20 protein-coding genes are annotated in these 22,302 nt (G+C 59.5%); 7 read left to right on the top strand and 13 right to left on the bottom strand.

All coding sequences use genetic code 11. The annotated features are described in order from the left end of the window. Nucleotides 1-99 precede the first annotated feature (99 nt). From pyrI to SPE70_RS02315, 3 genes are read right to left on the bottom strand one after another with little or no spacing between them, the layout of a single operon-like run. Entirely contained in the window at nucleotides 100-561 is a 462-nt protein-coding gene (gene pyrI / locus SPE70_RS02305; RefSeq protein ID WP_002886927.1) for an aspartate carbamoyltransferase regulatory subunit, read from the bottom strand. A 13-nt stretch (nucleotides 562-574) separates the two neighbouring features. Continuing rightward, nucleotides 575-1,510 carry an aspartate carbamoyltransferase gene (pyrB, locus tag SPE70_RS02310; RefSeq protein WP_004206522.1) on the bottom strand — a complete coding sequence of 312 codons (936 nt, stop codon included), beginning with the start codon at nucleotides 1,508-1,510 and terminating at the stop codon, nucleotides 575-577. Between the two features lie 35 nt (nucleotides 1,511-1,545). Continuing rightward, on the bottom strand, nucleotides 1,546-1,650 hold the full coding sequence (locus tag SPE70_RS02315; RefSeq protein ID WP_012969080.1) for a pyrBI operon leader peptide: 105 nt from the start codon (nucleotides 1,648-1,650) through the stop codon (nucleotides 1,546-1,548). Nucleotides 1,651-1,844: 194 nt separating this feature from the next. Here SPE70_RS02315 and SPE70_RS02320 point away from each other — a divergent pair, with 194 nt between their 5' ends. Then, the gene (locus tag SPE70_RS02320; RefSeq protein WP_064170528.1) at nucleotides 1,845-2,297 is read left to right on the top strand and encodes a YhcH/YjgK/YiaL family protein; all 453 of its coding nucleotides are present in this window, start codon (nucleotides 1,845-1,847) and stop codon (nucleotides 2,295-2,297) included. Nucleotides 2,298-2,358: 61 nt separating this feature from the next. Here SPE70_RS02320 and argF read toward each other — a convergent pair whose 3' ends face one another. Beyond that, complete coding sequence (argF, locus tag SPE70_RS02325; RefSeq protein WP_012543079.1) at nucleotides 2,359-3,363, bottom strand: ornithine carbamoyltransferase; 1,005 nt, start codon at nucleotides 3,361-3,363, stop codon at nucleotides 2,359-2,361. Next, nucleotides 3,333-3,428, bottom strand: a complete 96-nt coding sequence (gene argL, locus SPE70_RS26370) for a putative translational regulatory protein ArgL (RefSeq protein ID WP_370736902.1) — start codon at nucleotides 3,426-3,428, stop codon at nucleotides 3,333-3,335. Before argL ends, argF begins: the two co-directional genes overlap by 31 nt. 98 nt (nucleotides 3,429-3,526) lie before the next feature. On the opposite strand from argL, the gene rraB reads away from it, so the two are divergent. Together rraB and miaE are read left to right on the top strand one after the other, a co-directional pair. Next, nucleotides 3,527-3,949 (top strand): ribonuclease E inhibitor RraB, encoded by a 423-nt coding sequence (rraB, locus tag SPE70_RS02330; protein WP_008807126.1) that lies wholly within the window; start codon nucleotides 3,527-3,529, stop codon nucleotides 3,947-3,949. 49 nt (nucleotides 3,950-3,998) lie between these two features. After that, the gene (miaE, locus tag SPE70_RS02335; protein ID WP_008807125.1) at nucleotides 3,999-4,763 is read left to right on the top strand and encodes a tRNA isopentenyl-2-thiomethyl-A-37 hydroxylase MiaE; all 765 of its coding nucleotides are present in this window, start codon (nucleotides 3,999-4,001) and stop codon (nucleotides 4,761-4,763) included. A 283-nt stretch (nucleotides 4,764-5,046) separates the two neighbouring features. On the opposite strand, the gene SPE70_RS02340 is transcribed toward miaE, so the two are convergent. The 4 genes from SPE70_RS02340 to pepA all read right to left on the bottom strand — a co-directional run bounded on the left by SPE70_RS02340 (nucleotide 5,047) and on the right by pepA (nucleotide 10,603). Beyond that, the gene (locus SPE70_RS02340; RefSeq protein ID WP_008807124.1) at nucleotides 5,047-5,550 is read right to left on the bottom strand and encodes a GNAT family N-acetyltransferase; all 504 of its coding nucleotides are present in this window, start codon (nucleotides 5,548-5,550) and stop codon (nucleotides 5,047-5,049) included. 121 nt (nucleotides 5,551-5,671) lie between these two features. After that, on the bottom strand, nucleotides 5,672-8,527 hold the full coding sequence (locus tag SPE70_RS02345; protein WP_012543078.1) for a valine--tRNA ligase: 2,856 nt from the start codon (nucleotides 8,525-8,527) through the stop codon (nucleotides 5,672-5,674). Beyond that, nucleotides 8,527-8,970: a DNA polymerase III subunit chi gene (gene holC, locus SPE70_RS02350; protein WP_008807122.1), complete on the bottom strand. Its 444-nt coding sequence runs from the start codon at nucleotides 8,968-8,970 to the stop codon at nucleotides 8,527-8,529. Before holC ends, SPE70_RS02345 begins: the two co-directional genes overlap by 1 nt. Before the next feature lie 121 nt (nucleotides 8,971-9,091). Continuing rightward, nucleotides 9,092-10,603 (bottom strand): leucyl aminopeptidase, encoded by a 1,512-nt coding sequence (gene pepA / locus SPE70_RS02355; protein WP_008807121.1) that lies wholly within the window; start codon nucleotides 10,601-10,603, stop codon nucleotides 9,092-9,094. 389 nt (nucleotides 10,604-10,992) lie between these two features. On the opposite strand from pepA, the gene lptF reads away from it, so the two are divergent. After that, on the top strand, nucleotides 10,993-12,090 hold the full coding sequence (gene lptF / locus SPE70_RS02360; protein WP_012969078.1) for an LPS export ABC transporter permease LptF: 1,098 nt from the start codon (nucleotides 10,993-10,995) through the stop codon (nucleotides 12,088-12,090). After that, complete coding sequence (gene lptG / locus SPE70_RS02365) at nucleotides 12,090-13,172, top strand: LPS export ABC transporter permease LptG (protein ID WP_008807120.1); 1,083 nt, start codon at nucleotides 12,090-12,092, stop codon at nucleotides 13,170-13,172. The genes lptF and lptG overlap by 1 nt, the downstream gene beginning before the upstream one ends. 51 nt (nucleotides 13,173-13,223) lie before the next feature. Here lptG and SPE70_RS02370 read toward each other — a convergent pair whose 3' ends face one another. Together SPE70_RS02370 and SPE70_RS02375 are read right to left on the bottom strand one after the other, a co-directional pair. Continuing rightward, on the bottom strand, nucleotides 13,224-14,726 hold the full coding sequence (locus tag SPE70_RS02370; protein WP_008807119.1) for a helicase HerA-like C-terminal domain-containing protein: 1,503 nt from the start codon (nucleotides 14,724-14,726) through the stop codon (nucleotides 13,224-13,226). Between the two features lie 98 nt (nucleotides 14,727-14,824). Then, on the bottom strand, nucleotides 14,825-15,646 hold the full coding sequence (locus SPE70_RS02375; protein ID WP_022065406.1) for a TIM barrel protein: 822 nt from the start codon (nucleotides 15,644-15,646) through the stop codon (nucleotides 14,825-14,827). A gap of 352 nt (nucleotides 15,647-15,998) precedes the next feature. Here SPE70_RS02375 and SPE70_RS02380 point away from each other — a divergent pair, with 352 nt between their 5' ends. After that, nucleotides 15,999-17,504: a CoA-acylating methylmalonate-semialdehyde dehydrogenase gene (locus tag SPE70_RS02380; RefSeq protein ID WP_004146794.1), complete on the top strand. Its 1,506-nt coding sequence runs from the start codon at nucleotides 15,999-16,001 to the stop codon at nucleotides 17,502-17,504. A gap of 18 nt (nucleotides 17,505-17,522) precedes the next feature. Then, nucleotides 17,523-18,332 carry a 5-deoxy-glucuronate isomerase gene (gene iolB / locus SPE70_RS02385; RefSeq protein ID WP_022065407.1) on the top strand — a complete coding sequence of 270 codons (810 nt, stop codon included), beginning with the start codon at nucleotides 17,523-17,525 and terminating at the stop codon, nucleotides 18,330-18,332. Between the two features lie 981 nt (nucleotides 18,333-19,313). Here the strand turns inward: iolB and SPE70_RS02390 are convergent. Both SPE70_RS02390 and SPE70_RS02395 read right to left on the bottom strand, forming a co-directional pair. Then, nucleotides 19,314-20,171, bottom strand: coding sequence for a MurR/RpiR family transcriptional regulator (locus SPE70_RS02390; RefSeq protein ID WP_004152190.1), 858 nt, complete (start codon nucleotides 20,169-20,171; stop codon nucleotides 19,314-19,316). Nucleotides 20,172-20,322: 151 nt separating this feature from the next. Next, nucleotides 20,323-22,236 carry a bifunctional 5-dehydro-2-deoxygluconokinase/5-dehydro-2-deoxyphosphogluconate aldolase gene (locus tag SPE70_RS02395; protein WP_064170689.1) on the bottom strand — a complete coding sequence of 638 codons (1,914 nt, stop codon included), beginning with the start codon at nucleotides 22,234-22,236 and terminating at the stop codon, nucleotides 20,323-20,325. Nucleotides 22,237-22,302: the final 66 nt, after the last annotated feature.

Genomic DNA, 22,302 nt, shown 5'->3' on the forward strand with positions numbered 1-22,302 from the left:
AGAGGGTAAGCGCTGTGCCGCCGGCGCAGACGCCGCCTGAAGGACGAAGCGTAGGGTGGTAGCCATTATAGGGAGGCCTACCACCAATACCAACCGCATTTAGTTGGCCAGCACCACATAATGAGAAAACTCTTTTTCACAGTATTTGCATTTGAGTGCGATGTCATCGGCGCGTTTTTTCACTGCAAAACTGGAAGAAACCGGTTCGGCGTGGCTGATACAGTTGCTGTTCGGGCAGACCAGCACGCTGTCAATGCGATCCGGCAGGCTCGGGCGGGATTTGCCCACCACTTCGTAATCATCAATGCGGTTTACCGTCGCCTGCGGGGCGTACAGCGACAGCTGGTTAACCTGCTCGTCGGTCAGGAAGGTGTTCTCGATTTTAATCAAATCCTTGCGGCCCATCTCGCCGGAGGGCAGGTTCAGGCCGATGGTGATGCGCTGGTCGGTTTCGGTCAGTTTGAACAGGGTGAGCAGCTTAAAGCCGACCTGCGCCGGGATATGGTCGATCACGGTGCCGCGTTTAATGGCTTCTACTTGCAGTTTATTGTCGTGTGTCATCTCTCATTCCCCCTTACAGTGCCAGCTCGCTATTCAGTACCAGTGCCAGTAACGCCTGGCGGGCGAAGATGCCGTTACCGGCCTGCTGGAAGTACCAGGCGTGCGGTGTTTTATCGACATCGGTGGTGATTTCGTCAATGCGCGGCAGCGGGTGCAGCACCTTCATGTTGGCGCGCGCCCCTTCGAGGTCGGCGGCGCGCAGGACGAACTGCGCTTTCACGTTGGCGTATTCCGACGGATCCAGACGCTCTTTCTGCACGCGGGTCATGTACAGAATATCCACTTCCGCCATCACGTCGTCGATGGCGCTATGCAGGCTCCAGGCGATACCTTTTTCATCCAGCATATCGAGGATGTACTGCGGCATGGCCAGCGCGTCCGGGGCGATAAAGTAGAAGCGGTTGCCGCTGAATTTGGCCAGCGCCTGGGTCAGGGAGTGGACGGTACGGCCATACTTCAGATCGCCGACCATCGCCACGTTGAGGTTTTCGAGGCGGCCCTGGGTCTCCTGAATGGTGAACAGGTCGAGCAGGGTTTGGGTCGGGTGCTGGTTAGCGCCGTCGCCAGCGTTCAGTACCGGCACGCCGCCGGAGAATTCGGTCGCCAGGCGCGCGGCGCCCTCCTGCGGATGACGCATCACGATGGCGTCAACGTAGGTGCTGATAACGGAGATGGTATCCGCCAGGGTTTCCCCTTTTTTGCCCAGCGAGGTATTGGCGCTGTCAGAAAAGCCGACCACGCTAGCGCCCAGGCGGTGCATCGAGGTTTCAAAAGAGAGGCGGGTGCGAGTCGAGGCTTCAAAGAAACAGCTGGCGATAACCTTATGCTTCAGCAGCTCGGGTTGCGGATTGGCTTTCAGCTTTGCCGCCGTCGCCAGCACCAGTTCGAGGTCTTCGCGGCTGAGATCGTTTATGGAAATGATATGTTTTTGATATAGCGGGTTAGCCATGCTTATCTCCTGACGCCTGGGCAAAAAAAAGCCCCTTAAATAAGGGGCTTCGGGAATCCAATGAGCAACGGAAAGAAAAACGCCAGGCCAGCGTCTGCGTTCAGACGCGCTAAGACAGAATGTCGTACGCAATTGGCCATGCTTCCTCCCGGCAAAACGACTGGCATTATACGCAGACCGTTATGACGATCAAGCGATTCATTCACAAACAGGTAATCGTTTGCCTGCAGAAAAGTGCGTCAGCGCAAAGAACGGTGAAACTGTACTGGTATGGCAGTGGCGATGGGGGTATAAAGTTATAAAATGAAATGCTGTTTTATATTCGAGGTAAGTGATGATTATTGGCAATATCCACCATCTGCAGCCATGGCTGCCTGCCGCGCTGCGCGAGGCCATTGAGCACGTCATCGCCCATGTCAGCGAGGCGACGCCGCAGGGTAAACACGATATCGACGGCAATAACCTGTTTTATCTGATTTCCGAAGACACCACCGAGCCGCAGGCCGCGCGCCGCGCGGAATACCATGCCCGCTATCTCGATATTCAGATTGTGCTCCGCGGCATCGAGGGGATGACCTTCAGTACCTTGCCGGCTGGAGAGCCGCAGACCGACTGGCTGGCGGAGAAAGACATCGCTTTTCTGGCCGAAGGCCAGCAGGAGAAAACGGTGATCCTCAACGAAGGGGATTTTGTGGTGTTTTATCCCGGCGAAGTGCATAAACCGCTATGCGCCGTAGGCGCCCCGGCGAAGGTGCGCAAAGCGGTAGTGAAGATGCTGATGGCGTAAAATGGCGAGCCATATCCCGGATAAGCGCCGTGCTATCCGGGATGTGGCCACACGCGAAGGACTACTTGCTCAGCGTCGCCACCATCACCGCTTTGATGGTGTGCATCCGGTTTTCCGCCTGATCGAAAACCACGCTCGCCGCCGACTCAAACACCTCGTCAGTCACTTCCATACCGCCGTGCAGGCCGTAATCGGCGGCCATCTGTTTGCCCAACGTGGTCTGGTCGTCATGGAATGCCGGCAGGCAGTGGAGGAACTTGACCTGCGGATTGCCGGTCAGCGCCAGCATCGCGCTGTTAACCTGATAGTCGCGGAGCAGGGCGATACGTTCGGCCCATTTTTCCTTCGCCTCGCCCATCGAGACCCAGACGTCGGTATAGATAAAATCGGCGCCTTTCACTCCTGCGGCGATATCTTCCGTCAGGGTGATGTTGCCGCCCTGCTGTTTGGCCAGCGCGGTACAGGTCTCCACCAGCTGAGACTCCGGCCAGCAGGCCGATGGCGCTACCAGGCGCAGATCCAGACCGGTCAGCGCTGCGGCTTCCAGCATCGAATTGCCCATGTTGTTGCGCGCGTCGCCGGCGTAGACCAGCGTCATCTGGTTAAAGGCTTTGCCCGGCAGGTGCTCTTTCATGGTCAGCAGGTCCGCCAGCAACTGGGTGGGGTGGAACTCGTTGGTGAGGCCGTTCCACACCGGCACGCCGGCGTATTGCGCCAGGGTCTCCACCACCTCCTGGCCGTGGCCGCGATACTGAATGCCATCGTACATCCGCCCGAGCACGCGGGCGGTGTCTTTGATCGACTCTTTATGGCCAATCTGGCTGCCGCTTGGCCCCAGATAGGTCACGCGGGCGCCCTGATCGTATGCGGCAACTTCGAAAGAGCATCGTGTACGGGTTGAGTCTTTTTCGAAGATGAGCGCGATGTTTTTCCCTGCCAGTTTCTGGACTTCGATACCGTTTTTCTTATCGGCTTTGAGCTTTGCCGCCAGCTCGAGCAGGGCGGTGATTTCTGCAGGCGTAAAATCGAGTAACTTTAAAAAATGCTTCTGGTAAAACGCAGACATGGTTCCCTCACCTGGCATAGGCCACTAATTGAATTAAAATTCAATTTATATGTATGAATATTCATTTGCAAGTCTGTGATCGAAATCTTTCACTGAGAAGTGGAGGCAATGACGGCGGTATGTGACAATAGGGACAACTGCCGCACATTATGAGGAACGAGCCATGGCAAACCCGGAACACCTGGAAGAACAGCGTGAAGAGACGCGTCTGATTATCGAAGAGCTGCTGGAGGATGGCAGCGATCCGGACGCACTGTACACGATTGAGCATCACCTCTCTGCAGACGATTTCGAAACGCTGGAGAAAGTGGCGGTGGAAGCGTTCAAGCTGGGCTATGAAGTGACCGAGCCCGAAGAGCTGGAAGTGGAAGAGGGTGACATGGTCATCTGCTGCGATATTCTCAGCGAATGCGCGCTGAACGCAGACCTGATCGATGCCCAGGTGGAACAGCTGATGACGCTGGCAGAAAAATATGACGTCGAGTATGACGGTTGGGGTACCTATTATGAGGACCCGAACGGTGAAGAAGACGGCGACGATGACGAAGATTTTGTCGATGAAGACGACGATGGTGTTCGCCACTAAGTTGCAGATGGATACGGCGGTGCCTGCCGCCGTATAGCAAGGAACTTCCATGGATTACCCGCAGATACTCTCCCCGATTATCAACTTCCTGCACTGCCCGACGCCGCAGGCGTGGATTGATGAAGCCCGCAAGCCGGAAAACCTGCCGCTGCTGCTGACCGACCATATGGTGTGCGAACTGAAAGCGGCGCAGAACGCCATGCTGCTGGTGCGTCGCTACGTCGCGGATAAAGCCGACGCCGACGAGCTGCTGGCCTGCCTGAAGCCGTATGAAGACTTCACCTACCGCTGGGGGCCGGAGCCGGATTTTGTCGCTCTGCATAAGCGGATCAACAAAAGCGCCATGCCGCAGACCGACGACCCGTGGGGCCGCCAGTTGCTGGACAGCATGATTTTGCTGATTAAAGAGGAGCTACATCACTTCTGGCAGGTGCGGGAGATGATGCTGGCGCGCGATATCCCCTACGTCAAAATCACCGCCAGTAACTATGCCCGCGGCATGCGGCGGGAGGTGCGTTCGCACGAGCCGGTGATGCTGATCGATAAGTTGATCTGCGGGGCCTATATCGAGGCCCGCTCCTGCGAACGCTTTGCGGCGCTGGCGCCGTGGCTGGACGACGATCTGCAGAAGTTTTATCTGTCGCTGCTGCGCTCTGAAGCGCGTCACTATCAGGACTATCTGGATCTGGCGCAGAAGATTGCCGGAGACGATATTAGCGAGCGGGTGCGCCAGCTCGGCGAGGCGGAAGCGGCGCTGATCCTCAGGCCGGAGGCCGAGTTCCGCTTTCACAGCGGTGTGCCGGTAGCGGCGTAACCCTCGGTATTCGGGCCCTGTAGCCCCGGTAGCCACTAACACCGGCAGTTTCAGTAACCATGGGGAGAGAGATAGCGTTGAGAGCTTCAGCTCGCAATGGTACGGGCCGTAGGTCGGGTAAGGCGTTAGCCGCCACCCGACAAAAAAACGGCACCGCGAGCAAGGGTAAGGTGCAAGCGGTGCCATCCGGGACATACCCCGGCTTGCGCTACGCTTAGCCGGGCTACCGAACTGTAGCCCCGGTAAGCGTAGCGCTACCGGGGACGCCTGCGATATCGAGGCGCTACAGCGTTTTCAGCATCCGCACTTCACAGTCAACGTGGCCGGTGCAACCCAGCGGCCCGTCAATGTGCTCAAAGCCGAGATGTTCATATAAGCCGATCGCCTCCGTCAGGAAGGCGGTAGTTTCCAGATAGCAGCGTTTAAAGCCCTGCTCGCGGGCGTAGTCCAGCGCCAGCAGCGCCAGCTTCTTCGCCAGCCCCTGACCGCGCGCGCTGGTCATAAAATACATTTTCTGTAACTCGCAGATATCCGGCTCGCTGCAGGCGAGCGGCGCGACGCCACCGCCGCCAACCACTTCGCCCTCTTTCTCCACCACCCAATAGGCAGAGCCCGGCTGGCTGTACAGCTCATACAGTTCATCGAGATTCGGGTCGGCGACCGTATAGCCTTTATCGGCGGTCAGGCCATATTCAGCCGAGACCTGGCGGATGACCCTGGCGATGGCGGCATTGTCTGCCGCCGTAATGCGACGCAGCAACGTCGCCGCGGGGACGCTCGTATTCATACAATGACTCATTACCCAAAAAAGACGAATGATGATGTTAATAACATCGCGACAGGGGAGAGCGCAAGCGAGGATGTTTCATAAAAAAACGCCCCTTGCCGGGTGGCAAGGGGCGGGAGGATCACAGCGCGGCGATCACCGCCTGCTGCTCAATCAGCTTCGCTTTCGCTTCCGCGTAGCCTTCCAGCTTCTCGCGCTCTTTAGCGATCACCGCTTCCGGTGCGCGGGCGACAAAGCCTTCGTTGGACAGCTTGCTCTCGATGCGGCCAATTTCACCTTCGATTTTGGCCACTTCTTTCGCCAGACGCGCCAGCTCATCTTCTTTATTGATGAGGCCCGCCATCGGGATCAGCAGCTCGGCGCCGTCGATAATCTTGGTCACGGAGACCGGACCTTTATCATCGGCAGGCAGCACGGTAATGCTTTCCAGACGCGCCAGGTTCAGCAGGAAGCTGCGGTTGTCGTTCACACGACGCTCGGCCTCTTTGCTGCAGCCGCGCAGCAGCAGTTCCAGCGGTTTGCCCGGGGCGATGTTCATTTCCGCACGGATGTTACGCACGGCGACGATCGCCTGCTTCAGCCATTCGGTATCGGCCAGCGCCGCGTCATCCACCTGAGAGGCATCGTACTGCGGGAACGGCTGCAGCATGATGGTGTCGGCGGTGATACCGCAGATCGCTTTCACGCGCTGCCAGATGGTCTCGGTGATGAACGGAATGATCGGATGCGCCAGGCGCAGCAGACCTTCCAGCACGATCACCAGCGTATGACGCGTCCCACGCAGCTCTGCTTCGCTGCCACCGTTCATCACCGGTTTGGTCAGCTCCAGGTACCAGTCGCAGAACTGGTTCCAGGTGAACTCGTACAGGATGCCGGCGGCGATATCGAAGCGGAAGTTATCCAGCGCTTCGCGGTACGCTTTCACGGTGTGGTTGAATTCCGCGAGGATCCAGCGGTCGGCCAGGGAGAGCACCATCTCGCCGCCGTTGAAGCCGCAATCCTGATCTTCGGTATTCATCAGTACGAAGCGGCTGGCGTTCCACAGCTTGTTGCAGAAGTTACGGTAACCTTCCAGACGCTTCATATCCCAGTTGATGTCGCGGCCGGTAGAGGCCAGCGCCGCCAGGGTGAAACGCAGGGCGTCGGTGCCGTGCGGCTCGATGCCGTTCGGGAACTGTTTCTCGGTGCGCTTACGGATTTTTTCCGCCAGCTGCGGCTGCATCATGTTGCCGGTACGTTTCTCCAGCAGCTCCGGCAGGGTGATGCCGTCAACCATATCCAGCGGGTCGATAACGTTACCCTTGGATTTGGACATCTTCTGGCCTTCGTCATCGCGGATCAGACCGGTCATGTAGACGGTCTTAAACGGTACCTGCGGCTTGCCGTTTTCATCTTTGATGAAGTGCATGGTCATCATGATCATGCGGGCGATCCAGAAGAAGATGATGTCGAAGCCGGACACCATCACGCTGGTCGGGTGGAACTGACGCAGGGCGTCGGTGTTTTCCGGCCAGCCGAGGGTGGAGAAGGTCCACAGCGCGGAGGAGAACCAGGTATCGAGAACGTCTTCATCCTGACGCAGGGCAACGTCGGCGCTCAGGTTGTTTTCCTGACGCACTTCGTCTTCGCTACGGCCCACGTAGACGTTGCCGTCGTTGTCATACCATGCCGGGATGCGGTGACCCCACCACAGCTGACGGGAGATACACCAGTCCTGAATATCGCGCATCCAGGAGAAGTACATGTTTTCGTACTGCTTCGGCACGAACTGAATGTCGCCATTCTCAACGGCTTCCACCGCCGGCTTGGCCAGCACGTCCGCACGCACGTACCACTGGTCGGTGAGCATCGGTTCGATAACCACGCCGCCGCGATCGCCGTAAGGGACGGTCAGGTCGTGCGGTTTGATCTCTTCCAGCAGGCCGAGGGCGTCAACCGCCGCAACGACGGCTTTACGCGCCGCGAAGCGTTCCAGTTTCTGGAACTCCGCCGGGATCTCGCTGGAGTAGACGTCGGATTCATTGCCTTTGGTGTCGTAGACTTCCGCGCTTTCGCGGATGTCGCCGTCAAAGGTCAGGATGTTGATCATCGGCAGCTGATGACGACGACCCACTTCGTAGTCGTTAAAGTCGTGCGCCGGGGTGATCTTCACGCAGCCGGTGCCTTTTTCCATGTCGGCGTGTTCGTCGCCCACGATCGGGATGCGACGGTTAACCAGCGGCAGCACCACGAATTTACCAATCAGGTCTTTGTAGCGCGGATCTTCCGGGTTAACGGCCACGCCGGTATCGCCCAGCAGGGTTTCCGGACGGGTGGTGGCGACCACCAGGTAATCTTTACCGTCAGCGGTTTTCGCGCCATCGGCCAGCGGGTAGCGGATGTGCCACATGGAACCTTTCGATTCGCGGTTTTCCACTTCGAGGTCGGAAATGGCGGTGCGCAGTTTCGGGTCCCAGTTAACCAGGCGTTTACCGCGGTAGATCAGATCTTCTTTGTACAGGCGAACAAAGACTTCTTTCACGGCATTGGAAAGCCCCTCGTCCATGGTGAAGCGCTCGCGCTCCCAGTCCACGGAGTTGCCGAGGCGGCGCATCTGGCGGGTAATGGTGCCGCCGGATTCCGCTTTCCACTGCCAGATTTTGTCGATGAAGGCATCGCGGCCGTAGTCGTGACGGGTTTTCCCTTCTTCCGCGGCAATCTTACGCTCAACCACCATCTGGGTGGCGATACCCGCGTGGTCGGTACCGGCCTGCCACAGGGTGTTTTTGCCCTGCATGCGCTGGTAGCGAATCATGGTATCCATGATGGTTTGCTGGAAGGCATGACCCATATGCAAACTGCCGGTGACGTTCGGCGGCGGGATCATGATGCAGAAGCTCTCCTGGCTTTCATCACCATTCGGTTTGAAATAGCCCTGCTTTTCCCAGTGCTCGTAAAGCGGCTGTTCGATATCTTGTGGGTTGTATGTCTTTTCCATTATTTCCAGGTTGCCGTGTTCAGGTTGAAACCAGCCATGCGGTACGCTTTATAGCGTTCGCGCGCCAGTTGTTTCAGATTTTCTTCGTAAGGGACAAAGTCTATCACTTCTGTGAAAGCGGTGGCAAAATCTGCAAAGTTAAGCCGCAGACTGATCAGAATGTCCCGCGGGCTGCTGTTGCGTTTCTGCGGCCAGGCAATCTCCACTGGCGCACCGCCTCTCGGGCCTTCGCCCGCCAGATTATGCGGCACAAAGCTCTCCGGCGGCCGCGACCACAGCGCCTCGTCGAGACGAATCGCCTGCTGCTCATCTTCACAGGCGATCAGGACGCGCTTGCCGTTGCGCCAACGTTCTGCGGCAATGTCACACACCAGCTGCTCGACGGCGCTCAGGCCTTCGACGGTGTTTTCGTTGTCCAGAAGGTAGAACGTTGCATTCTTCATATATGGGGCTTCTTGTCGTGGATTTAAATGCAAAGCCGGGTGGCGCTACGCTTACCCGGCCTACAAACGGCATCTTTCCGTAGGCCCGGTAAGCGTAGCGCCACCGGGCATCAGACGGCAATCACTCTTCGCCGTTAAAACCCGCACGATTGAGCAGGAACTGCGACAGCAGGGCGACCGGACGACCGGTGGCGCCTTTGGCCTTACCGGAACGCCAGGCGGTACCGGCGATGTCGAGGTGCGCCCAGTTGTACTTACGGGTAAAGCGCGACAGGAAGCAGCCGGCGGTAATTGCGCCGCCAGGACGACCGCCGATGTTCGCCATATCGGCAAAGTTGGACTCCAGCTGATCCTGGAACTCGTCGGCCAGCGGCAGACGCCAGGCGCGGTCGCCCGCCAGTTCGGAGGCGCCGATCAGCTCATGGGCCAGCGGGTTATGGTTCGACATCAGGCCGGTGATGTGATGGCCGAGGGCAATCACGCAGGCGCCGGTCAGCGTCGCGACGTCGATAACCGCTTCCGGTTCGAAACGCTCAACGTAGGTCAGGACGTCGCACAACACCAGGCGGCCTTCGGCGTCGGTGTTCAGGACTTCCACCGTCTGGCCGGACATGGTGGTCAGGACGTCACCCGGACGATAGGCGCGACCGCCAGGCATGTTTTCACAGCCCGCCAGCACGCCGATGACGTTCAGCGGCAGCTGCAGCTCGGCAACCATCCGCATCACGCCGTACACCGCCGCGGCGCCGCACATGTCGTACTTCATCTCGTCCATGCCTTCGGCAGGCTTGATGGAGATGCCGCCAGAGTCGAAGGTCAGGCCTTTACCGACCAGCACGATAGGGCGCGCGTCCTCAGACGGGTTGCCTTTATACTCGATGACCGACATCAGCGACTCGTTCTGCGAGCCGTTGCCGACGGCGAGATAGGAGTTCATCCCCAGCTCGCGCATCTGCTGTTCGCCGATCACGCGGGTAATGACGTTCTTGCTGTAGGTATCGGCCAGCTGACGCGCCTGGGAAGCCAGATAGGCGGCGTTACAGATGTTCGGCGGCATGTTGCCAAGATCTTTCGCCGCTTTGATGCCGGCGGCGATCGCCAGGCCATGCTGAATGGCGCGTTCGCCGCTGGTCAGCTCGCGACGGGTCGGCACGTTAAAGACCATTTTACGCAGCGGGCGACGCGGCTCGCTTTTGTTGGTCTTCAACTGATCGAAGCTGTACAGCGTCTCTTTGGCGGTTTCAACGGCCTGGCGAACTTTCCAGTAGTTGTTGCGGCCCTTGACGTGCAGCTCGGTCAGGAAGCAGACGGCTTCCATTGAACCGGTATCATTCAGGGTATTGATGGTTTTCTGGATGACCTGCTTATACTGACGTTCATCCAGCTCGCGCTCTTTGCCGCAGCCAATCAGCAGAATGCGCTCAGACAGAATGTTTGGCACATGGTGCAGCAATAACGTCTGGCCAGGTTTGCCTTCCAGCTCGCCGCGACGCAGCAGGGCGCTGATGTAGCCGTCGCTGATTTTATCGAGTTGTTCGGCGATGGGGGAGAGGCGACGTGGTTCAAAGACGCCGACCACGATACAGGCGCTCCGTTGCTTCTCCGGGCTACCGCTTTTTACACTGAACTCCATGCACTATGCTCCTGAATCTTAAAGACAACAGTGGTGGCTACGGCTATACTCGTCGCCTTTCAAGTTGCAGATGCGCCGGCTGCGCCTGCTTACCTGATGCGGGCCTAACGCGCGCGCCAGGGGTCACAGCCCTGCTGCCTTCTTACAACTCGAAATCCATTGAGTATATAATTGCAAGCTTTCGTAACTCATGTCCGCTGTTGCGGTGACTTCGTGTTAATCTTAACGTTATTAAGGCCTGGGTTCGTCAGAAAAGATCCTGACATGCAGAACCGATGAGTCATTTAATCTTAGCGATGTTTTCAACGACCAAAGAGAATAAATGACGTTTAAGCCATGAAACAAGCAATTTTCCTGCAATAAAACGGGTTTTTACGGGCGTATTTATAGTGATAATCATAAGATATCTGGTTCGTGAGACGCTGAAAAGCCAGTTGGCGATCCTATTCATCCTGTTACTGATTTTCTTTTGTCAGAAATTAGTCAGGATCCTCGGCGCCGCGGTGGATGGCGATATCCCAACCAATCTGGTGCTCTCGCTGTTGGGGCTCGGCATCCCGGAGATGGCGCAGCTTATCCTGCCGTTAAGTTTGTTCCTTGGCCTGCTAATGACCCTGGGCAAGCTGTACACCGAAAGTGAAATTACGGTGATGCACGCCTGCGGTCTGAGCAAAGCCGTGCTGATCAAGGCGGCGATGATCCTCGCGCTGTTCACCGGCGCGGTGGCGGCGGTCAACGTCATGTGGGCGGGGCCGTGGTCGTCGCGCCATCAGGACGAAGTGCTGGCCGAAGCCAAAGCCAACCCCGGCATGGCGGCGCTGGCCCAGGGCCAGTTCCAGCAGGCCAGCGATGGTAACGCGGTGATGTTTATCGAGAGCGTCAACGGCAACCGCTTCCATGACGTCTTCCTTGCCCAGCTGCGTCCGAAAGGCAATGCGCGCCCCTCGGTGGTGGTGGCGGATTCCGGCGAGCTGTCGCAGCAGAAAGACGGTTCGCAGGTGGTAACCCTCAACAAGGGCACCCGCTTTGAAGGCACCGCGATGCTGCGCGATTTCCGCATTACCGACTTCAATAACTATCAGGCCATTATCGGCCACCAGGCAGTGACCTCCGATCCGGACGACACCGAACAGATGGATATGCGCACTCTGTGGCAGACCCATACCGACCGCGCGCGTGCCGAACTGCACTGGCGCTTCACGCTGGTGGCGACCGTCTTCATTATGGCGCTGATGGTGGTGCCGCTCAGCGTGGTGAACCCGCGTCAGGGGCGCGTGCTGTCGATGCTGCCGGCGATGCTGCTTTACCTGGTGTTCTTCCTGCTGCAAACGTCGATTAAGTCGAACGGCGGCAAAGGCAAAATGGACCCGGCTATCTGGATGTGGGCGATTAACCTGCTCTATTTTGCGCTGGCGGTGCTGTTAAACCTGTGGGACACGGTGCCGATGCGCCGCTTCCGCGCCCGTTTTAATAAAGGAGCGGCCTGATGCAGGCGTTTGGCGTACTTGACCGTTATATCGGTAAGACGATTTTCAACACCATCATGATGACCCTGTTCATGCTGGTGTCGCTCTCCGGCATTATCAAGTTTGTCGATCAGCTGAAAAAGTCCGGGCAGGGTAGTTACGATGCACTGGGCGCTGGTCTCTACACCATCCTCAGCGTGCCGAAGGACATCCAGATCTTCTTCCCGATGGCGGCGCTGCTTGGCGCGTTGCTGGGGCTGGGGATGCTGGCCCAACGCAGCGAGCTGGTGGTGATGCAGGCATCCGGTTTCACCCGGCTGCAGGTGGCGCTGGCGGTAATGAAAACTGCGATCCCGCTGGTGCTGCTGACCATGGCGATCGGCGAGTGGGTGGCGCCCCAGGGCGAGCAAATGGCGCGCAACTACCGCGCCCAGCAGATGTACGGCGGTTCGCTGCTGTCGACTCAGCAAGGGTTGTGGGCGAAAGATGGCCACAACTTTGTCTATATCGAACGCGTGAAAGGCAACGATGAGCTGGGGGGCGTCAGCATCTATGCCTTCAATCCGGAGCGTCGTTTAGAGTCGGTGCGCTATGCCGCCTCGGCAAAGTTCGATAGTGAAAATAAAGTGTGGCGCCTGTCGCAGGTGGATGAATCCAACCTGACCGATCCAAAGCAGGTGACCGGGTCGCAGATGGTGAGCGGCACCTGGAAAACCAACCTCACGCCGGATAAGCTCGGCGTGGTTGCCCTGGATCCGGATGCGCTGTCGATCAGCGGTCTGCACAACTATGTAAAATACCTGAAGTCCAGCGGCCAGGATCCGGGACGCTACCAGCTCAATATGTGGAGCAAAATCTTCCAGCCGCTGTCGGTGGCGGTGATGATGCTGATGGCGCTGTCGTTTATCTTTGGTCCGCTGCGTAGCGTGCCGATGGGCGTGCGGGTGGTGACGGGGATTAGCTTCGGCTTTATCTTCTACGTACTGGATCAGATTTTCGGCCCGCTGACCCTGGTCTACGGCATCCCGCCGATCATCGGCGCGCTGTTGCCGAGCGCCAGCTTCTTCCTGATAAGCCTCTGGCTGATGATGCGCAAGGCCTAGCGGGTGAAGCCCGGAACGTATAAGCCCCCTCAACGATGAGGGGGCTTTTTTTTAGCGCTTGCGTCCGCCCAGCAGGCTGCCCAGCATGCCGCGGACGATCTGATTGGTGACCTGGCGAACCGCGCTTTTCGCCGCGGTCTGCACGATACCGTCGCGTTTGCCGCCGCGCGGGCCGGTGCTGCCGAACAGAATATCTTTCAGGCCGCCGAGTAGCCCATCGTCATCGCCGCTCTGCTGGCCCTTCGCCGGCGGAGCCGACTGCTGCCCGGTGGCGACCTGCACCCCTTGCTGCAGCATCTCAAAGGCCGACTCGCGGTCCACCTCCTCCTCATACTTGCCGTACAGCGGCGAGTGATTCAGCAGGCCATTGCGCTCGTCATCGCTGACCGGACCCATTCGCGAGCAGGGGGCGATAACCATAGCCCGCTCGACCACCGACGGACTGCCTTTCTCATCGAGGAAGGAGATCAGCGCCTCGCCGGTGCCCAGCTCCTGGATCGCCTGCTCGGTACTGAAGGCCGGATTGGCGCGCATGGTCTGGGCGGCGGTTTTCACCGCCTTCTGGTCCTTCGGCGTAAAGGCGCGCAGGGCATGCTGCACGCGGTTGCCCAGCTGGCCGAGCACGGCGTCGGGAATATCCGCCGGGTTCTGCGAAACGAAATAGACGCCGACGCCCTTGGAGCGGATGAGGCGGATCACCTGTTCGATTTTATCCAGCAGTACCTGCGGCGCGTCGTTGAACAGCAGATGCGCCTCATCGAAGAAGAACACCAGCTTCGGTTTTTCGAGGTCGCCAGCTTCCGGCAGGCGCTCGTAGAGTTCGGAGAGCATCCACAGCAGGCTGGCGGCATAGAGCTTCGGCATCTGGTAGAGTTTTTCGGCGCTGAGGATATTGATCACCCCTTTACCACTGGCATCGACGCGCATCCAGTCGGCAATATCCAGCATCGGCTCGCCGAAGAAGTGCTCGGCGCCCTGCTGCTCCAGGGTTAACAGCCCGCGCTGGATGGCGCCGATCGAGGCGCTGCTGATATTGCCGTACTGATTCTGGAACGCTTTGGCGTTGTCGCCGATAAACTGGGTGATGGCGCGGAGATCTTTGAAGTCGAGCAGCAGCAGGCCGCGGTCGTCCGCGATACGAAAAATAATGTTCAGCACGCCGCTCTGCACCTCGTTGAGATTGAGCAGGCGCGCCAGCAGCAGGGGGCCAAGATCGGAGACCGTCGCCCGAACCGGGTGACCCTTCTCGCCAAAGATATCCCAGAGCACCACCGGGTTGGCGTGCGGCTCCCAGTCGCTGACGCCGATCTTCTCCAGCCGCGCCTGCAGTTTCTCTGAGCTCTGCCCCGCGGCGGCAATGCCGGTCAGGTCGCCCTTGACGTCCGCCATAAATACCGGCACGCCAATCTCCGAGAACGACTCAGCCAGCTTTTGCAGGGTGACGGTTTTACCGGTGCCGGTCGCACCGGTGATCAGCCCATGGCGGTTGGCCATCGCGGGCAGCAAATACAGCGCGTTATCCAGCGTGCGCGCAATCAACAAGGGTGAGCTCATGATCGATTCCTCCATTTATCCTGCGACGATTATAGGCAACCTCGTCGTCCGGCGTTGGGGAAATTGTCACGTGCCGCGCATGCTGTCCAGAGCAGTCTTCAGGCGCAGTGGCGCTGGATAAGCGCGATGCTCTGCTCAATTTCGCGCTCGATATCCGTTTCGCTCCACTGCGCCAGTTCGGGCGCGAAGGGCTCAAAAGCGTATACCCCTTGATAGCCGCGGGCTTCCAGCGCTTTAACCTGCTCGCAGGTGCCGAGACGATCCTGCGGGGTTAGCATGATGCGCTCGGCATCGGTGAGCTGCTCGCGCGGACGGGTATCTTCCACCCCGGAAAGGTGCACCAGACCGATGTCCGCCACCTCCACCTGGCTGAACTCGTCCGCCGCCTGCGGGTAGAGATGGTGATGGAAGGTGTCGATCAGCAGCTTAAACGGCACGCGGGCGTCGTGGATCAGCGTCTGCGCCTGGAGTGCCGAACGCAGCGAGCTTTGCGGGAAGCCCAGCGGCTCCACCAGGCCGTGGATGCCGTAGAAGGCGAACAGTGGCGCCAGGTCGCGCAGGGCGCTCAGGGTTTCGCTGGCCGGCACTTCGCTGCCGTCGTTGAGCGGACAGAGCACCAGCGATTTGGCGCCGATGGCCTGGGCCTCTTTCAGCAGCGATTCGGTCAGCTGCCGCACCTCTTCGCTACGACGGTTAAAGGGGTAGACCGCGTTAATCGTCAGGATCTCGATGTGGTAGCGCGCCGCCAGCTCGCGCACCTGCTGATGGCTCAGATCGTCGGTCACTTTTCCGCTGGGTAAATCGTTGCGCAGCTCGACCTTATTCAGGCCCAGACGGTTCACCAGACGGAAAAACGCTTCAATGCTGAGCGCTGGCGCGATTTTGCGGTTAATACAAAAACGTTGCATTGCGATGGCCATAGGACACTCCTGACGGAAGAGGGGGTAGGTTCGTTCAATTGGCTAACAGTCAAAACGTTTATTCCAAAATTAGCAAGAATGGAAATGATGAATGTTTGAGCTGTCTCGCAAAATATCACTGGCCCCGACTACGGAGGCGACAGCGGCGGGAAGCCGGGCGTCTTGAGGCGACGAGGCGGGATGCGGGAAGCACACAGGCAATCCGTCGGCGCAAAATGCGACTGTTATCACCAAAATGAAATTTCATTTCACGACAATGTTGAAATATAAATTTCATTTTACTACGGTTATAGCACAGCAGAATCAGCGACGGGCCGGTGTGCGCTGGCCCCCTTCACTATGAGGCGAGAACATGACGATCACAGGAAACTTTATTGGCGGGAAAACCGTTATCAGCAGCAGCAACGAAACGATGCCGGTATACGACCCGGCGACGGGCAAAGCGGTGCGCGAAGTCACGGTGTCAACCGCGCAGGAAGTCTCCGAGGCGATTCAGGTTGCTCGCGATGCGTTTGACAGCTGGTCCCGTACCACGCCGCTGCGCCGCGCCCGCGTGCTGTTCAACTTCAAAATGTTGCTGGAGCAGCACGTGGAAGAGCTGGCGGGGATCATCGTCAGCGAGCACGGCAAAGTGTGGTCGGATGCGCTGGGCGAGCTGACCCGCGGCATGGAAGTGGTCGAATTCGCCTGCGGGATCCCGCACCTGATTAAAGGCGAATACTCCTCTGACGTCGGCACCGGCGTCGACAGCTATTCGCTGATGCAGCCCCTGGGCGTAGTGGCTGGGATCACCCCGTTCAACTTCCCGGCGATGGTGCCGATGTGGATGTTCCCGCTGGCGCTGGCCTGCGGCAACAGTTTCGTTCTCAAGCCGCCGGCGCTGGCGCCGACGGCCGCCGTGCGTCTGGCAGAGCTGCTGAAAGAGGCCGGTCTGCCGGACGGCGTGTTTAACGTCGTGCACTGCAGCAATGAAGATGCCGAGCAGCTGTACACTGACCCGCGTATTGCGGCGGTGAGCTTCGTCGGCTCCTCCGGCGTGGCGGAGTATATCTACAAGACCGCCAGCGCCCACGGCAAGCGCGTACAGGCCTTCGGCGCCGCCAAGAACCACGCGATTGTGATGCCGGATGCCGATCTCGACGCCACCGTTAACGCCATTATGGGCGGCGCTTTTGGCTCCGCAGGCGAGCGCTGCATGGCGCTGCCGGTGGTGGTGGCGGTGGGAGATGAAACCGCCGACAAACTGATCGCCCGCCTGAAGCCGCTGGTGGAAGCGCTGAAAGTGGGGCCGGGCTGCATGCGCGGCCAGGAAGAGAACGAGATGGGACCGGTGGTGTCTGATACCCACCAGAAAAAAGTGCTCGGCTATATTGATAAAGGCGAAAGCGAAGGGGCAAAACTGGTGGTCGATGGCCGCAAACTGCGCGTGCCGGGTTACGACGCGGGCTATTATGTCGGCGGCACCCTGTTCGATCACGTCACCCCGGAGATGACCATCTGGCGCGAAGAGATCTTTGGACCAGTGCTGGGGATTGTGCGCGCGGCGGACTATGACAGCGCCCTGGAGCTGGTCAACAGCCACGAGTTTGGCAACGGCAGCGCCGTTTTCACCAGCAACGGCCACACCGCGCGTGAATTTGTCCACGACGTGCAGGCGGGGATGGTTGGGGTGAACGTGCCGGTCCCGGTGCCGATGGCGTTCCACAGCTTCGGCGGCTGGAAGCGCTCGGTGTTTGGCGCGTTGAACGTCCACGGGCCGGACGGCGTGCGCTTCTACACGCGCATGAAGACCGCCACCGTACGCTGGCCGGCAGGGCAGCAGACCGTATCTGAATTCAGCATGCCGACATTAGGTTAATCGGCGAAGGAGAGCGCCATGTCGTTACTGGCTAAATCGCGAAAAGAGGGACAGATCCAGCATATTACGCCGCAAAGCGCCGGTTGGCGCTATATCGGCTTTGATGTCTGGATGTTGAAAAAAGGGCAGACCGTGACGCTGGAGAGCGGCGATCGCGAGCTATGCCTGGTGCTGGTCGCCGGGCTGGCGTCGGTGAAAACGCAGCATGCCGATTTCCCGAATCTCGGTAAACGGATGTCGCCGTTTGAACGCACCCCGCCGTGGTCGGTCTACGTCCCGCCGCAGGATAAAGTCGAGGTAACCGCCGATTCCGATCTGGAGCTGGCGGTATGCAGCGCGCCGGGCAAAGGCCGCTTCCCGGCACGACTCATTCGGCCGGAAGACGTCGGCGTAGAGCATCGCGGGAAAGGGCGCAACCAGCGCCGGGTGCATAATATTCTGCCGGACAGCGCCGAGGCTGACTGCCTGCTGGTGGTGGAAGTGTACACCGACGAGGGGGCCACCAGTTCGTGGCCATCGCATAAGCATGATACCGCCCTGCCGGGCAAAGAGACGCAGCTGGAAGAGACTTACTATCACCGCTTCGATCCGCCGCAGGGCTTTGCCTTCCAGCGGGTCTACACCGACGACCGTAGCCTGGACGCCTGTATGGCGCCCTACAACCACGATGTGGTGATGGTGCCGCGTGGTTACCACCCGGTGGCGGCGATTGCCGGTTACGACAGCTACTATCTGAACGTGATGGCCGGGCCGGATCGGAAATGGTTGTTCACCTGGGAAGATGACCACGCCTGGATCAACACGCCGGAGTACCCGCGCCACGACTGACGCGCTTTGCAGAAGCGGATAAAAAAGGCCGGTTAGCGATGCTAACCGGCCTTCTTGTTTGAGGGCGGCGGGTGTTTGTTAGCGAAACGCTCCGCGGAATCTCACTCTCCGACCCGGCAAGCGCAGCGCCGCCGGGCAGGACACTTCGGGCGCCATACCCGTCTTGTGCCGGATGGCGCTACGCTTATCCGGCCTACGGCATCCTCCCGTAAGCTCATATATCGTAGGCCCGGCAAGCGCAGCACCGCCGGGCGATGACCGCGGGCACGGAGCCGCTTTTATGCCGGGCGGCGGCTCACGCCTTGCCCGTCCAGGGGGTCGTGCGACCTGCCGTTGATTGACCCACTTGTGCGACTGAAACTGCCGGTGCTGACGGCCTCAAAATCGCTGAGACGTTCCCGGAAGGCCGGGGCAGCCCGCATGGATGCGGGCTGAGGGCCGTGTTTTGCAGGGATGCTGCCTCGGCCCGACCCGAAGCCTGCAGGGATAAGTCGAAGGTACCACGCAGTGGCGATTTTGCTGGCCGGAGCCCGGGGGTACAGGGGGCGGCGGCGACTGGCCGCCCCCTGTGCGCTCCCTGCGCCATGCCAGGCATAACGTAGACGATTAACCGGGAGCGCAATGTGCGCTGAAATCACATGCGACAAACGCTTTTCCCGGATTAATAAAGTTGCATACCAATAACATTATCTCTGGCACCCCGCAGGCGCATATACCTTAGGCCCGGCAAGCGCAGCGCCGCCGGGCAGTCAGGCACCGTACCCGTGGCTGTGCCGGATGGCGGCATAAATGCCTTATCCGGCCTACGAGATCTCGCGTAAGCCCCTATACTCCAGGCCTGGCAAGCAACAGCGCCGCCGGGCAGTCAGGCACCGTACCCGTGGCTGTGCCGGATGGCGGCATAAATGCCTTATCCGGCCTACGGGATCCTCCCGTAAGCCTATACAACTCCGCCGGGTCACAAACGCCAGGCGACTTATCTCACGCCTTCTGCTTGGCCTCGGACTCCTGACTGCTGTTCAGCGCCAGCGAAACCGCCAGCGTCTGGGCCAGACACAGGGAAGCAACCTGCGAACGGAAGCCATCCACCTGCGCTTCACGCACCACAAAGCAGACATCGCTGAAGGCCGCCAGCGGGCTGACCTGGCTGTCGGTAATCGCGATCTGTCGCGCTTTGCGCTGCGCGCCCAGCTCTACCAGCTCGACCACTTCCCGGGCGTACGGCGAGAAGCTCACCGCCACCACCACGTCTTTCGGGCCGACCAGACTCAGCTGCTCGGTGAACATGCCGCCGAGGCCGTCGATCAGAAAGGCTTTGCGATCGAGGTGGCGCAGCGCATAGGTCAGATAGGAGGCGACGCTGAACGACCGGCGCAGGCCAATGACGTAGATATTTTCCGCTTCGCCCAGCAGGGCCACCGCGCGCTCCAGATCATCGCTGGAGGTCTGCATCGCCAGCTGCTGCAGGGCCTGGTTGTTCACCATCGTGAACATATTGAGGATTTCCGTCGGCGTTTCCGGCGGGCTGGACTCATCGCTGGTGGTCTGGCGGAACAGACGGGCGCGCTCGGTATAGTTGGCGGTCTCTTCCATCAAATGTTGCTTGAACATCTGTTTCATTTCGTTAAAGCCGCTGAAGCCGAAGGCGTTGGCAAAACGAATCAACGTGGAAGGGGGAACATCCGCCTGTTGCGCAATGGAGGCCACGGTATCGAAAGCCACGCTATTGCTGTTATCAAGGATATAGCGGGCGACCTGTTTCAGGCGTTTGCTTAACGTATCGTAGCGACGCCTGATTTCATCCTGCAGGATGGTCAGCTGTGTTGGGTTATTGGCCATAGAGTGCGCTCTGAGAAAATGGAAGGAATATGGCTTCCAGTGTACCAAATGAAGCGAATTTTTCATTTATTGCGACGAAATACGCGATTCATTTCACGAAGAAACAGAAAAACGCCCGCTCCGCAAGGTGACGGAGACGGGCGTCGGGGGATCAGCGGCGGGCTTCGCGCCAGTAGCCAATAAGCGTCAGGTAGTTGCGTTTCACTTCCTCTATCAGGGCCTCATCGCTGAGCTCACCCTGCATCCAGCGCCGCGACGGCAGGCCAAAGATGGTGCGCCCAACGGCGAAACCTTTGATCATCGGGTGTGCGGCCGCCTCGGCGAAACCGGCGCGCAGTTTGTCGGAAGGCGCGTCGAGGCCGAGGATCAGGATCCCGCGGCTCCACGGATCTTCGCGCTCGATAAGGGCGGTGATCTGCTGCCAGCTGGCGCTGGAGAGCGGCGGCAGCTTCCACCAGTCCGGCTTGATCCCCAGCTGATAGAAGTGTTCCAGCATGGTGTGGTAATGGCGCTCGTCTTTGTCCGGGCCATTTTCCGGCAGGATCACCTCCAGCAGCAGCTCATGGCCTGACTTGTTACAGGCCTGCCACACCTCGAGCAGCAGGGCGTCCTGCTCTGCACGCAGCGCCGCCGGGTCGGCAGGATGATAGAAGACCAGGCATTTGACGACATGCTCCAGCGGCCAGTCGATCAGCTGCGAGCCGATGTTGCCATGCTCCAGACGCAGCGGTCGCGAGCTGGGCAGCTCGATGGGGCGCCCGATCCACCAGCCCTTGCCGGTAATGGCGTTGAGCGCACGCTGGCCATAGGTGCCGTCGGCCAGAATGCCGCTGCGCTGATCGAGACCCGCCTCCTGCGCCGCCGCTTCGGCCGCGGCTAACAACAACAGCTTGAGCTGCGGAATGCAGGCTTCATCGCGCCCGGTCTCCCGTGCCAGGTCGGCCAGCTGTTTGCGATGGTCGAAGGCGAAAATGCACAGCTCCGGCCACTGCTGACGGCGGCTGGTGATCCGGTGCAGGTGGTTGAGGCGCTCGTCGACGTCCGGGCGCGGCACCGATTCGGCGCGCAGCAGGTAGTCATCGAGTTCGACTTTGGTGGGCATCGCTGGCGCGCAGCCGTGGCGGGAAACCACCAGCGCGCCGCAGGCGTTGGCGTAACGGCAAGCCTGCTCCCAGCCTTCGTCGTTGAGCCAGCCGCGCAGCAGGCCCGACATAAAGGCATCCCCGGCGCCCAGCACATTGAGAACCTCCACGCGCACGCCCTGCTGCAGCGGCACCTGGTCCCAGCTGTCCGGGATATCGCCTTCCAGCACCACGCAGCCCATCGGCCCGCGTTTGCAGACGAGGGTGGCTTTGGTGGCATTGCGCACATTTTTCAGCGCGGTCAGGGTATCGGTGCTGCCCCCGGCAATATGAAACTCTTCTTCGGTTCCCACCACCAAATCGAACAGATGCAGCACTTCCTGCAGCTGGCTGGTGACCGGCCCGGACTCAATGAAACGGGTTTCGCCATCGCCGAGCGAGGTGAGCCCCCACAGCACCGGACGGTAATCGATATCCAGCGCGGTACGCAGGCCGTGACGGCGGGCGTATTCCAGCGCCTTCAGCACCGCGGCGCGGGTGTTGGCGTGCGACAGGTGGGTGCCGGTCACCGCCAGCGCCCGGGAGGAGGCAATATACTCCTCGCTGATGTCGTCAGGCGTTAAGGCCATATCGGCGCAGTTATCGCGGTAGAAAATCAGAGGGAAGGTCTCCTGATCCTTAATCCCCAGCATCACCAGCGCGGTCAGGCGGGATTTGTCGGTGATCAGATACTCCGTATCCACCCCGGCGCGGTTGAGCGTTTCACGCAGAAAACGGCCGTTGTGTTCATCGCCAACGCGCGCCAACATGGCCGATTTCAGCCCCTGAATCGCGGTGCCAAAGGCCACGTTGCCGGAGGAGCCGCCCAGATATTTAGAGAAACTGGCAACGTCTTCTAGCCGCGAACCGATCTGCTGGGCATAGAGGTCGACGGCCACCCGACCTATACAGATGATGTCGAGCCGCTTTACTGCTGCATTCATAGCTAGGATTTCCTTTTTGGTGTCTGCTGCCTGGAAGGGTCGGGATCCCGACGTCGACTCCGTGAA

It is taken from the genome of Klebsiella sp. ZJOU C1 (genome assembly GCF_035620215.1).
GTDB lineage: Bacteria > Pseudomonadota > Gammaproteobacteria > Enterobacterales > Enterobacteriaceae > Klebsiella > Klebsiella variicola.